Raw genomic sequence first — 12,260 nt, 5'->3', positions numbered from 1 at the left:
GTACCTCCTAGCTCAGGTCGTAGTCGAATGTGTACGCGATCGTCGTCGAGTTGCCAGCCGCGGTGCCGTGGCCCGAAAGGCCGGCCAGCTCGCCGGTTCCCGAGCCGGGCACCACGGTCCAGTTGTCGGTGATTCCGTCCGGTCCGTAACGCACATCGTGCCGCGCGACGAAGCTGCCCTTGTGCCCGTCGACGCTGCCTTCGATCCGTTCGAGGCCGGGTGCGAGCTGACTGTTGCCGTCGTCGTAGCCCTCGGTGGCGTAGTAGATCAGGTAGTCGCAGCTCGACGTGCCCTCGAGGATCCCGGTGTAGGCGAACGTCGCGTGCACGTGGGCATAGCGGGGCCCGTCGTCCGGGCCGTTCACGACGTGCTCGTCCCAGGTCTGCGTGGTGAAGGTGTTCCCAGTCATGACAGACAGCTTGGCTGGTATACCTGCCATCTTCTGTCAGTTTTTCGGGGCAGAATGAACGGATGCGGGCGAGTAGGTTGCTGTCGGTGCTGCTGCTGTTGCAGAACCGTGGCCGGATGACGGCGGAGGAGCTGGCCGCTGAGCTGGAGGTGTCGGTGCGGACGGTGTATCGCGACATCGAGGCGCTCTCCGAGGCGGGCGTGCCGGTCTACGCCGACAGGGGACGCACCGGCGGTTACCAGCTCGTGGACGGGTACCGTACCCGGCTGACCGGCCTGACCGGGGACGAGGCGCGTTCGCTTGCGCTGGCCGGGTTGCCGGTCGCCGCGGCCGAACTCGGGCTCGGTACCGTGCTGGCCGCCGCGCAGCTCAAGCTGTTCGCCGCGTTGCCGGAGGAGCTGCGCGCCCGTGCCGGGCAGGTCGCCGAACGGTTCTACCTCGACGTCCCCGGCTGGCATAGGGGCATCGAACGGCTCGACCGCCTCGCCGACGTCGCCGATGCGGTGTGGCGGTCGCGCCGGTTACGAGTGCGTTATCGCCGCTGGGACAACAGTGCTGTGGAACGTGTCCTGGAACCGCTCGGGCTGATTCTGAAGGCGGGCAACTGGTATCTCGCGGCGCGTTGCGACGGAGGCGACCGCACCTACCGGGTGTCGCGCATCGACGAGCTCACCGATGCCGGTGAGTTCGTGCGGCCCGCTGGGTTCTACCTCGCCGGGTACTGGCGGGAATGGTCGGAGCAGTTCGAGCGCAGAATGTTTCCCAGAATTGCCTTGGTGCGGCTGTCGCCACTGGGTAGGGACCTCGTACCGTTCTACCTCGGGGCTGTGGGCGCGCGGGCGCTGCGGGAGACTGGCGGCGAACCGGACGAGGACGGCTGGTCGCGGGTGGAGCTGCCGGTCGAGCCGGGCGCCCCCGCGCTCGGCGAGCTGCTGCGCTTCGGCCCGGAGCTGGAGGTGCTGGAGCCAGCCGATCTCAGGGACGAGGTGGCCGACGCGGTGTCGAGGATGGGTGCGCGCTATGGGTGATCTTGACGGTGTCACGATCGGCATCACTGCCGAGCGGCGCGCCGCCGAGTTCATCGGCGCGCTGGAGCGGCATGGCGCCACGGTGTGGCATGCGCCGACAATCCGGATCGTGCCGCTACCCGACGATGAGCGGCTGCGTGCGGCGACGGAGGAGGTCGTCGCCGATGATGTCGACCTCACGGCGATCACCACCGGTGCGGGCTTCCGAGGCTGGCTGTCGGCTGCCGATGGCTGGGGGCTGTCGGACCGGTTGCTCGGCACACTGGAGCGGACCCGGATCTTCGTCCGTGGCCCGAAGGCCAAGGGAGCGGTGCGCGGGCGGGGCCTCACCGAGGAGTGGTCGGCGCCGGGGGAGACCAACCGGGAGCTGTTCGGCCACGTGCTCGCGCAAGGAGTGCGTGGCAGGCGGATCGCGGTGCAGCTACACGGCCAGGCGCTGCCCGAGCACACCGATGCGCTACGCGAAGCCGGTGCGTTGGTGGTCGAGCTGCAGCCGTACCGCTGGCATTGGCCTGCCGATCTGGCACCGGCGCGCCGCCTGATCGACGGCGTGGTCGGCGGTGCGGTCGACGCGCTGGCGTTCACCAGCGCCCCGGCAGCGGCGAACCTGCTGACCGTTGCCCGTGAGTGTGGCCGTTACGACGAGTTCGTCGGCAAGCTCGGCGCGGATGTGGTGTGTGCCTGCGTCGGCCCTGTTACGGCGGCGCCGCTGGCCGAACTCGGCGTACCGACACTCCAACCGGAACGGCAACGCCTCGGCGCCCTCGTGAAGCTGCTGACCGCTGAGTTGAGCCGGTAACCACCGCGCGAGTCCCCCGCTCAGGCTCGCGAGTCCCCCGCTCAGGCTCGCGAGTCCCCCGCTGAGGCACGCGAGTTGCCCGCTCAGGCACGCGAGTTGCGCATTCGAGCGGGCGAGTCCCCCGCTCTGGTGTGCGAGTTGCCCGTTCTGGTGCGTGAGGTGTCCGTTCGGCTGTCGGTGGGGCGGTGACGGCCCGGGGTCTCGCGCGGTCGCTTGGCCAATGGCGTCGCCGGTCGATCGGCGCACCGAGCAGTCAACTGGCGTGCTCCCGCGGGCAACTCGGGCGCCGCAGCGGGGGACTCGCGCACCGGAGTGGGGGACTCGCGCACCGGAGTGGGGGACTCGCCGACCGGGGTGGGGGACTCGCCGACCGGGGTGGGGGACTCGCCGACCGGGGTGGGGGACTCGCGCACGGGAGTGGGGGACTCGCGCACGGGAGTGGGGGACTCGCGCACGGGAGTGGGGGACTCGCGCACGGGAGTGGGGGACTCGCCGACTGGGGCGGGGGACTCGCGCACCGGAGTGGGGGACTCGCCGACCGGGGTGGGGGACTCGCGGACGGAACCGGCGTCGCTCGCTAGCCGGCGTCCAGTTGGCGGAGGCTTTCGCGGCCGGTGTCCTCCTCACTCTTGCCCAGCCGCCAGTAGCCGGTGAAGGTGATCGCCCGCTTGTCGACGCCCCGCTCGCGCACCAGGTGCCTGCGGGTGTACTTGACCATCCCTGCCTCGCCGGAGAGCCACGCATACGGACTGCCCGCCGGGAACCGCGCGGTGCGCAGGGCGTCCAGCACCGCCTCGCCGTGCGGCGCGGCGCCCCTGGGAACCCAGCGGATCTCCACGTCGCCCGCGGTCGGGAAATCCTGCCGGTCGCGCAGGTCGGCGACCTCGATGTAGACCTGTGCGCACACGGACGCGGGCAGCTCGTCGAGGATCGCGCCGATCGCGGGGATCGCCGACTCGTCACCCACCAGCAGCTGCCAGGACGTGCCCGCCGGTACCGAGTACAGGCCGTGCGGGCCCAGCAAGGCGACTTCCTGGCCGATCGCGGCGTTCGCGGCCCAGGTCGACGCCGGTCCGCTGTCGGCGTGGAGCACGAAGTCGATGTCGATCTCGCGCACCTCGGGACGGTGCGCACGGATGGTGTAGGTCCGCATGGGTGGGCGGATGTCATCCGGCATCCCGAGGTAGGTCCGGTACCAGGACGTCACGTCGCCGGCCGCCACCGCCGGCGGCAACTGCGGGCGCGCCTGGCCGGGCAGCGGGAAGAACACCTTGACGTACTGATCGGGCGCGACGCTGACGAAATCGTGCAGGTCCTCGCCGGTGAAGCTGATGCGCCTGAGGTGCGGAGTCAGCTGCTGGAGAGCGCACACGCGGATCGCGCGGTAGGTCAGGGTGGGTGTTGCCGCCGGAGCCTCCTGCACTGTCATTAGGCAAGGCTAACCTATTAACCCTGCCAGTGGTACCGCCGGAGATCGATCCGCTGCCCGTCGGCCAGTACGCCCTCTGCGCGCAGCAGCTCCAGCTGCCGGTGCACCAGGTGCGGTGCGGGAGTGCCGTTCGCGCGCAGCACGCGATGCCAGGGCAGATCGGCGCCGTCCTCGGCGAGGATGCGGCCCACCAGCCGCGGCGTGCGCGCGCCTGCAGCGGCCGCCACGTCACCGTAGGTCGCGACGGTGCCCGGCGGAATCGCGGCCACGATCTCCCGCACTCGCTCGTGCAGTGCCTCGTCCATACCCCACACTCTGGCACGCCCGGTCCGTGGCGCTGCGCGATCCTGTCGGGCCGACATGGTTCCATCGAGGCCGTGAGCAGGAAGGGACTCAAAGCACGTCTCGTGCGCGCACCGGGCGGCCCGCCGCCACCGCGCGCGTGGGATACCGCCGCGGCCACCCTGCTCGCAGCGCCCCGCGGGTTCACCCGCGTGCTGGGCGGCCCCGGCACCGGCAAGACGACGTTGCTCAGCGAACTCGCCGCGGAGCGGGTCCGGCAGGGCGCCGATCTGGAGAACCTGCTCGTGCTCACCACGTCGCGGCGGGCCGCCGACGCCGTGCGCGCGGCGATCACCCGCCTGCTCACCGCCGACCCGCACCATGCCGGCCGGACCATCCGCGAGCCGATGGTCCGGACCGTGCACTCCTACGCCTTCGCCGTGCTGCGCCTGCAAGCCGGACTGTATGACCTGCCCGCACCGCGCCTGCTCTCCGGCGCGGAACAGGACGTGGTCGTACGCGAGCTGCTCGCCGGGGACCTCGACCGGGGCGCGCCCGACTGGCCCGAGACGCTGCGCCCGGCGTTGCCCGTGCCCGGCTTCGCCGAGGAGCTGCGCGACCTGCTGCTGCGCGCGGCTGAGCGCGGTCTCGGCCCTGAGGACCTCATCAAGCTCGGCGGCCAGCAACAGCGCGACGCCTGGATCGCCGCGGGAACCTTCTGGCGGCAGTACGAGGAGGTCACCCTCCTGCAGGGGTCGGGAGGCAACGCGCTCGGCACGCCAGGTGCCCCCGCACTCGACGCAGCCGAGCTCGTCGCGAGCGCTCTCGTCGAGCTGGAGGGCGATCCGGACCTGCTCGCCAGGGAACAGCGGCGCATCCGGCACCTGCTCGTCGATGACGCCCAGCATCTCGATCCCTTGCAGTTCCGGCTGATCCAGCTGCTCGGCAGCGCTGCCGACGACTTCGTGCTCGCCGGCGACCCGGACCAGGCGGTGTTCTCCTTCCGTGGGGCCGATCCGCGCCTGCTCGCCGATGTCGATCATCGTGGCGAGCGCACGATCACACTCACCCGCAGCTACCGAATGACCGCGGCCGTCCACGCCACCGTCTCCCGTGTGGTCACGAACCTTCCCGGCGCACGGTCGTACCGGACCCTGTACCCGGCGGATGACGGGGAGGGCGTCGTGCGCACGAAGCTGCTGCCCACGCCGGCCGCCGAGGCGAGCTGGGTGGTCGACCAGCTGCGCCGCGCGCACCTGCTCGACGGCATCCCGTGGTCGGAGATGGCCGTGCTGGTGCGTTCGCCGGGCCGCTCGTTTCCCGTGCTGCAGCGCGCACTCGGCGCCGCCGGAGTACCGATCGCCTCGGCGACCGAGGAGTTGCCGCTGGCCCGGCAGGCAGGCGTCCGGCCACTGCTGGCGATCCTGCGGCTGGCCACGGAGCCGGACGCGCTCGACGCCGACCTCGCCGAGATGCTGCTCGCCTCACAGCTGGGTGGGGCCGATCCGCTGGCACTGCGGCGCCTGCGGCGTGGGTTGCGCAGGCTCGAACTGGCCGGTGGCGGCGAACGATCCAGCGATGAGCTACTCGTGGAAGCCTTGCGGGACAACGACATCCTGGCCGGTCTCGCCGACGCGGAAGCAGCACCGGTGCGTCGGGTCGGCGGACTGCTCGCCACCGCGCGCGAGGCGGTCACCAGCGGGGCCGGGGTCGAGGACGTGCTCTGGCGGGTCTGGCAGGCCAGCAAGCTGGAGGGCAGGCTGCTGCGGCAGATCGCCCGCGGCGGCTCGCTTGCCGTGCAGGCCGATCGCGATCTCGATGCCGTCGTCGCGCTCTTCCACGCGGCAGGCCGCTATGTCGACCGGCTGCCACGGGCCGGTGTTGCCGGGTTCGCCGAGTACCTGACCTCACAACACATCGCGGGGGACAGCCTCGCGCCGGCAGCCGCCCGCGGTGCCGGGGTCTCGTTGGTCACCGCGCACGGTGCCGCGGGTCGTGAGTGGACAGTCGTTGCAGTCGCCGGTGCCCAGGAGGGCAGCTGGCCGGACCTCCGCCTGCGTGGCACGCTCCTCGGTGTGGAACGGCTGGTCGACCTGCTGTCCGGTGTGGACGATGAGACGGTGTCGGCGACGGCGCCGCTGCTGGCCGAGGAGCGCAGGCTCTTCTACGTGGCCGCCAGCCGGGCCCGCCGCCTGCTGCTGATCAGCGCCGTGCAGGGCGAGGACGAGCAGCCGTCGCGGTTCGTGGACGAGCTGATCGACACCGGCGGCGACGAACCGGGTCCGGATGTGCGCCGCTACACGCGGGAACGCTCGCTCGTGCTCTCCGAGCTGGTCGGCGAGCTGCGCTCGGTGGTGTGCGATCCCGACGCCGAACCACAGCGGCGACAGCTCGCCGTCCGGCAGCTCACGCGCCTGGCGCGGGCGGGGGTGCCGGGTGCGCATCCCGACCAGTGGTACGGGCTGCGCGGGCCGAGTACCGATGCGCCGCTGCGCAGCACTGCTGATCCCATCCGCGTCTCACCCTCCACTGTGGACATCCTGGCCAAGTGCCCGTTGCGCTGGCTACTCGAGCGGCACGGTGGCAGCGATCCGGCGCAGCTCGCCGCGGTGACCGGAACGCTGGTGCACGCGCTCGCGCAGGCGGCGGCCAGCGGTGCCGACAGTGAGCAGCTGAAGGCCGAGCTCGACGCCGCGTGGGCGAAGGTCGACGCGGGTGCGCCGTGGTTCTCCCGGCGCGAGCGCCGCCGGGTCGAGCAGATGGTGCAGAACTTCCTGGCGTGGCTGCACACCAGCCGTACCGAGCTCACCCAGCTCGCCGTGGAGCAGGACATCGAGGTGGAGTTGCCCATGGCCGCCGACGAACTGCGGGTGAAGCTCACCGGACGCGTCGACAGGCTGGAGGTCGACCACCAGGGCAGGCCGGTGATCGTCGATGTCAAGACCAGCAAGACACCGGTCAGCGCCGCGGATGCCGAGAAGCATCCACAGCTGGCCGCCTACCAGCTTGCGCTGCTGCTCGGCGCGTTCGCCGAGCAGGGCAGCGAACCCGGTGGCGCCAGGCTGGTCTACGTTGCCAAGGCGCACAACAAGACCGGTGCGACACAGCGCGCGCAGCCTCCGCTCGACCAGGAGAGCGGCACGCAGTGGCTCGAGCTCGTGCGCCAGGCCGCCGCGGCAACCGCCGGGCCCGAGTACGCCGCTCAGGAGAACGCCGACTGCGACCGCTGCCCCGGCCGCACGTCATGCCCGGTCCGGCCCGAGGGCAGGCAGGTGACGGGGCCGTGAGCGCACTCGTCAGCCCGGCCGAGATCGCGCAGGCACTCGGCCTGCATTCGCCCACCGACGAGCAGGCAGCGGTGATCGCCGCGCCGCCCGAACCCGCACTGGTGGTCGCCGGTGCGGGCGCGGGCAAGACCGAGACGATGGCGGCACGCGTGGTGTGGCTGGTCGCCAACGGGCTGGTCATCCCTGAGCGGGTGCTCGGGCTGACCTTCACCCGCAAGGCCGCGCGCCAGCTCGCCGACCGCGTCCGCGCGCGGTTGCGCCGACTCGCCGGATCCGGCCTGCTCGACCGCGTCGACCCCGGTGGCGAACGCAAGCTCGCGGTGCTCACCGGTGAGCCGACCGTGCTCACCTACCACGCTTACGCGGGGCGACTGCTCGGCGAGCACGGCCTGCGGCTGCCGGTGCAGCCAGGCACACGGATGCTGTCGGAGACCGCGTCCTGGCAGCTGGGGCACCGCGTGGTGTCCACATGGGACAATGACCTGGACACCGACCGCGTGCCGCCGTCGGTCACGGCACAGCTGCTGGGACTGGCCGGTGAGCTGGGGGAGCACCTCGTCGATCCGGAACGGCTGCGGCAGTACACCGAGTGGTTCTGCGGGATCGTGGAGAACGCACCACGAGCGAAGGGTCAGCGGGAGGCGCTGCCCGTGGTGCTGAACGACATCCTCACCGCGCAACGGTTCCGGCTCGCGCTGCTGCCGTTGATCGAGAGTTACCAGCAGCGTAAGCGGGCCGAGGGTGCGCTCGACTTCGCCGACCAGATGTCGCTCGCCGCGCAGCTCGCGGACACCCATCCGGAGGTCGCCGCCGGGGAGCGGGACCGCTACGGCGCCGTACTGCTGGACGAGTACCAGGACACGGGGCACGCCCAGCGCGTCCTGCTGCGCGCGCTGTTCGGCGGGAACACGCCGATGCCAGTCACCGCGGTTGGTGACCCGGCACAGGCCATCTACGGCTGGCGCGGGGCCAGCGCGGCCAACCTGCCGCGGTTCACCACCGACTTCCCCCGGCGTGGTCCCGAAGGGCTCCGGCCCGCGGCCGAGTACGGAATGCTCACCAGCTTCCGCAACCCGCCCGAGGTCCTCACGCTGGCCAACGCCGTCGCGGAACCGTTACGCGCGCAAGGGCTCGGGGTACAGCGGCTGCGGGCACGTGACGGCGCAGGCCCCGCCGACGTGCGCTGCGCGTTGCTGCCTGACGTGCGTTCCGAGCGTGAGTGGCTGGCCGAGGTGATGGCGCAGGCGTGGTTCGACGAACGGGACGCCACCGGCACCCCGCCGACGGCCGCCGTGCTGGTGCGCAGGCGCGCCGACATGGCCCCGATCGCCGCGGCGTTGCGCGCCCGTGGCCTGCCCGTTGAGGTCGTGGGGCTCGGTGGGTTGCTGGACGAACCCGAGGTCGCCGATCTGGTGGCGACCCTGCGCGTGCTGGCCGAACCGCTGTCCGGAACGGCGGCCGCCCGGTTGCTGACGGGTGCGCGCTGGCGCCTGGCGGCAGCCGATCTCGGTGCGCTCTGGCGGCGGGCCGGTGAGCTCTCCGCCGCGCAGGACATGGTCGTCGCCGAGCGTGCGGAGCAGGCCGGGCTCGTCGACGCGCTCGACGACCCCGGCGACCTGCAGCGTTATTCGCCGGAGGGCTACGTACGCATACGGCGGCTGAGCAACGAGCTCGGTGCCCTGCGGCGCAGGCTCGACCAGCCGTTGCCGGAGCTCGTGGCCGATGTCGAACGCACGATGCTGCTCGACGTCGAGGCTCTCGCCAGGCCGGGCAGCGCCGGACGTGCCCACCTGGACGCCTTCGCCGATGTGGTCACCGAGTACGCGGAGAACTCGCCGACCGGCACGCTGCTGTCCTTTTTGGACTACCTGGCCACCGCGGAACACGCCGAGGACGGCCTGCCACCCGGTGAGGTGGAGGTGGTCGCCGACCGCGTGCAGGTCCTCACAGCGCATTCAGCGAAGGGCCTGGAATGGCGCGTGGTCGCCGTGCCGCATCTCGTGCAGGACACCTTTCCCGGCAAGCGCCGTTCGTCGTCGTGGCTGAAAACGGTGCCCGAGCTGCCCGCGGCACTGCGCGGCGACTCGCAGGACCTGCCGGAGCTCCGGCTGCACGGCGGGGAGAACCGCAAGGACGTGCTCGAGGTCTGCACCGACCACGAGGAGCGGTTCGCGGCCCGGCACGCCGAGGAGGAACGCAGGCTCTGCTACGTCGCGCTGACCCGCGCGGAGCACTGCCTGCTCGCCTCCGGGCACTGGTGGAACGAGAGCAGCGCGCGGCCGAAGGGGCCGTCGGCGTTCCTGCTCGAGCTCGCCGAGGTGATCCGGAGCGAGGAGCAGGTCGGCGCGATCGCGCACTGGGCACCGGCGCCAGCAGAGGACGAGGAGAACCCGCTGGTCACCGCCTCCCGCACGGTCAGCTGGCCTGCCGACCCGCTCGGGGATAGACGCGCTGCCGTGCACGAGGGGGCCGAGCTGGTGCTCGCGGCGCTGGAGGAGCTGGACCTGCCGCTGGCCGGTGCCGAGGACGATCCGGACGGCTGGATCGCCGACACCGATGTGCTGCTCGCCGAGCGGGAGCGGGCGGCCACGGTGACCGACGAGATCAGCCTGCCCGGCCAGCTCTCGGTGAGCCAGCTCGTCGAGCTCGCAGGCGAGCCTGCGGCGCTGGCCCGCAAGCTCCGGCGGCCGTTGCCCTTCCCACCCAACGCATTCGCGCGCCGCGGCACCGCCTTCCACGGCTGGCTCGAACGGCGCTTCGGGGGTGAGCGGCTCCTGGAGATCGACGACCTGCCGGGTGCAGCGGATGTCGGCGCGGCGAGCGATGCGGAGCTGGAGGCATTGCAGGAAGCGTTCGAGCGCAGCGCGTGGGCCCAGCGCACACCGCACGAGGTGGAGGTGCCGTTCTCCACCGACATCGACGGGGTGACGGTGCGTGGCCGGATGGACGCCGTGTTCGCCGACCCCGACGGCGGCTGGACGGTGGTCGACTGGAAGACCGGCGCGGTACCCGATGGTGCGAAGTTGCCCGCCCTGTCCGTGCAGCTCGCGGCGTACCGGCTGGCCTGGGCCGGGCTCTCGGGTACACCACTGGAGAAGGTACGGGCGGCGTTCCACTACGTCCGGCACGAGCACACACTGCGGCCGGTCGACCTTCTCGACGCCGACGGGCTGCGCCGGCTGCTGCGATCAATGCCCGGCAGCGACTAGGCTGCGCCACCGTGATCAAGCGCCTCATCCGGCAGCCACTTGCCGACCAACCGGGCCATGCGCTCGTCGGCGTCATCCGGATGCCGGAGACGAAGGTCAGCCCGCTGAACGCCATCGGGCGCCGGGTCGTCGGCGCGTTCCTGTTCCTGTTCGCGGCGGTGCTGATCGTCTACCTCGACCGGGACGGGTACCGGGATGTCAACGGCGACCAACTGTCCTTCCTGGACTGCTTCTACTACGCCACGGTGTCGCTGTCGACCACCGGCTACGGTGACATCACCCCGGTGACCGACACCGCGCGCCTGGTCAACATTGTGGTGATCACCCCACTGCGGGTGATGTTCCTGATCGTGCTGGTCGGGACGACACTGGAGGTGCTGACGGAGCGCTCGCGGCAGGCGCTGCGGATCCAGAAGTGGAGGAACAAGGTGCGCGATCATGTGGTGGTCGTCGGATTCGGCACCAAGGGCCGGTCAGCGGTCAACGCGCTGCTCGCCGAGGAGAACGCCGAGCCGGGCCAGATCGTCGTGGTGGACACCGACCAGCAGGCGCTCGACGCGGCCAGCGCGCTCGGGTTGATCACCGTGCACGGCTCCGCGACGAAGTCCGATGTGTTGCGTGTTGCGGGGGCGCAGCGGGCGCGCGCGGTCGTCATCGCGCCGAACCGGGACGACACCGCCGTACTCGTCACGCTGACCGCCCGCGAGCTGGCGCCCAAGGCGAGCATTCTCGCGTCGGTGCGGGAGGCGGAGAACGTCCACCTGCTCAAGCAGTCCGGTGCCGACCAGGTCGTGGTGTCCAGCGAGACCGCGGGCCGGTTGCTCGGTATCGCGACGCGCACGCCGCTGGTCGTCGACATGGTGGAGGACCTGCTCACCCCGGAGACCGGGCTGGCGATCGCGGAACGGCCCGTGGAACCGTCCGAGGAAGGCGGCTCACCCCGGCACCTGCCCGACCTGGTGCTGGGGATCGTGCGAGACGGCCGGCTCTACCGGGTGGACGCGCCGGAGGCCGACGCCATCGAGCGCGGCGACCGGCTCCTCTACGTCCGCAAGGTCACCCCGGTGGAGGAGGCCAGCCGCTGATCGCCCCAGTCGGGTGATGTGGCGTGCGTGGCGGCTTTCTGTGCATTGGCAGCGTGATCTGGAACCATTGGCGCCGTGCGGCAGCGAGTGAAGAGACCCGGGCGGCCCATGCCGCCGATGTCCTGGAAGGTACTCGGCGTCGCCGCGGTGACCGGCATCCTCATTGTGTTGCTGAGCTGGTGGAGCGGGCCCTCGCTGTTCGGCACACCGGAGGCGGAGCAGACCCGTACCGTCCGCGCGACCGTCACGCTCCCCGCCGAATGCACCGATCCGGCCGCCGAGGAGACGGTGCGGTTCGAGCTGGACGGCACCACTCGCAACGGAACACTCAGCGGTTGCGGGCATGACCAGGACGAGCAGGTCGAGATCGCCGTGCCTGCCACGGTCGGTGACGGTTTGCTGGAGGTGCAGCTCGCCAGCACTGCGCCCGGCACCACGGACCTCAAACGTCCGATGGGTCTGGCCCTGCTGGTACTCAGCTGCGCCAGCGGCGGTACGTACGCCTTCCTCGTCGCCCGCGGCCCCCGCCGCCCCGCCGCAGTGCTTTAGCTTTGCGGGGGCGACCCCCGCAGCCCCCACGGTGCGAGCTCCTTGGGTTGGCGGGCGTGGTTGCGTTGGGTCGCGACCAGCGTGCGTTTCTGCCCCCAAGGCCACCTTGGTTGCGTTCAACGCAACCAAGGTGGCCTTGGGCGCTGTTCCTGCTCCTGCGTTTCCTGCGCACGGCGTCCCAGG

9 protein-coding genes are annotated in these 12,260 nt (G+C 71.5%); 6 read left to right on the top strand and 3 right to left on the bottom strand.

Annotated features, from left to right (window positions below; translation table 11 throughout):
• Window positions 1-7: 7 nt before the first annotated feature.
• Window positions 8-409 (bottom strand): DUF3224 domain-containing protein, encoded by a 402-nt coding sequence (locus ABZ863_RS14035; protein ID WP_358535085.1) that lies wholly within the window; start codon window positions 407-409, stop codon window positions 8-10.
• Between the two features lie 62 nt (window positions 410-471).
• On the opposite strand from ABZ863_RS14035, the gene ABZ863_RS14030 reads away from it, so the two are divergent.
• Together ABZ863_RS14030 and ABZ863_RS14025 are read left to right on the top strand one after the other, a co-directional pair.
• On the top strand, window positions 472-1,437 hold the full coding sequence (locus ABZ863_RS14030) for a YafY family protein (protein WP_358535083.1): 966 nt from the start codon (window positions 472-474) through the stop codon (window positions 1,435-1,437).
• A complete protein-coding gene (locus ABZ863_RS14025) occupies window positions 1,430-2,236 on the top strand; it encodes a uroporphyrinogen-III synthase (protein WP_358535081.1) in 807 nt (268 codons plus the stop codon). The genes ABZ863_RS14030 and ABZ863_RS14025 overlap by 8 nt, the downstream gene beginning before the upstream one ends.
• Before the next feature lie 577 nt (window positions 2,237-2,813).
• Here ABZ863_RS14025 and ABZ863_RS14020 read toward each other — a convergent pair.
• Window positions 2,814-3,665: a siderophore-interacting protein gene (locus tag ABZ863_RS14020; protein WP_358535077.1), complete on the bottom strand. Its 852-nt coding sequence runs from the start codon at window positions 3,663-3,665 to the stop codon at window positions 2,814-2,816.
• Window positions 3,666-3,682: 17 nt separating this feature from the next.
• Window positions 3,683-3,970: an MGMT family protein gene (locus ABZ863_RS14015; RefSeq protein WP_358535074.1), complete on the bottom strand. Its 288-nt coding sequence runs from the start codon at window positions 3,968-3,970 to the stop codon at window positions 3,683-3,685.
• A gap of 102 nt (window positions 3,971-4,072) precedes the next feature.
• Here ABZ863_RS14015 and ABZ863_RS14010 point away from each other — a divergent pair, with 102 nt between their 5' ends.
• The 4 genes from ABZ863_RS14010 (at window position 4,073) to ABZ863_RS13995 (ending at window position 12,077) form a co-directional block, all read left to right on the top strand.
• A complete protein-coding gene (locus tag ABZ863_RS14010) occupies window positions 4,073-7,234 on the top strand; it encodes an ATP-dependent DNA helicase (protein ID WP_358535380.1) in 3,162 nt (1,053 codons plus the stop codon).
• Entirely contained in the window at window positions 7,231-10,443 is a 3,213-nt protein-coding gene (locus ABZ863_RS14005; protein ID WP_358535072.1) for an ATP-dependent DNA helicase, read from the top strand. The genes ABZ863_RS14010 and ABZ863_RS14005 overlap by 4 nt, the downstream gene beginning before the upstream one ends.
• A gap of 80 nt (window positions 10,444-10,523) precedes the next feature.
• Complete coding sequence (locus tag ABZ863_RS14000; RefSeq protein WP_358535378.1) at window positions 10,524-11,528, top strand: potassium channel family protein; 1,005 nt, start codon at window positions 10,524-10,526, stop codon at window positions 11,526-11,528.
• Window positions 11,529-11,636: 108 nt separating this feature from the next.
• A complete protein-coding gene (locus ABZ863_RS13995; protein WP_358535376.1) occupies window positions 11,637-12,077 on the top strand; it encodes a hypothetical protein in 441 nt (146 codons plus the stop codon).
• The last annotated feature ends 183 nt before the right edge of the window (window positions 12,078-12,260 follow it).

It is taken from the genome of Saccharomonospora sp. NPDC046836 (assembly GCF_040645195.1).
In the GTDB taxonomy this organism is placed as follows: domain Bacteria; phylum Actinomycetota; class Actinomycetes; order Mycobacteriales; family Pseudonocardiaceae; genus Prauserella_A.
Note: the sequence above shows the minus strand (reverse complement) of the source record. Positions and strands in the feature narration are given on the sequence as shown.

What these genes read in the sequence shown, in the direction of transcription:
- ABZ863_RS14035 (WP_358535085.1), bottom strand. Translation starts at nt 409, where the DNA reads ATGACTGGGAACACCTTCACCACGCAGACCTGGGACGAGCACGTCGTG.
- ABZ863_RS14030 (WP_358535083.1), top strand. Translation starts at nt 472, where the DNA reads ATGCGGGCGAGTAGGTTGCTGTCGGTGCTGCTGCTGTTGCAGAACCGT.
- ABZ863_RS14025 (WP_358535081.1), top strand. Translation starts at nt 1,430, where the DNA reads ATGGGTGATCTTGACGGTGTCACGATCGGCATCACTGCCGAGCGGCGC.
- ABZ863_RS14020 (WP_358535077.1), bottom strand. Translation starts at nt 3,665, where the DNA reads ATGACAGTGCAGGAGGCTCCGGCGGCAACACCCACCCTGACCTACCGC.
- ABZ863_RS14015 (WP_358535074.1), bottom strand. Translation starts at nt 3,970, where the DNA reads ATGGACGAGGCACTGCACGAGCGAGTGCGGGAGATCGTGGCCGCGATT.
- ABZ863_RS14000 (WP_358535378.1), top strand. Translation starts at nt 10,524, where the DNA reads ATGCCGGAGACGAAGGTCAGCCCGCTGAACGCCATCGGGCGCCGGGTC.
- ABZ863_RS13995 (WP_358535376.1), top strand. Translation starts at nt 11,637, where the DNA reads ATGCCGCCGATGTCCTGGAAGGTACTCGGCGTCGCCGCGGTGACCGGC.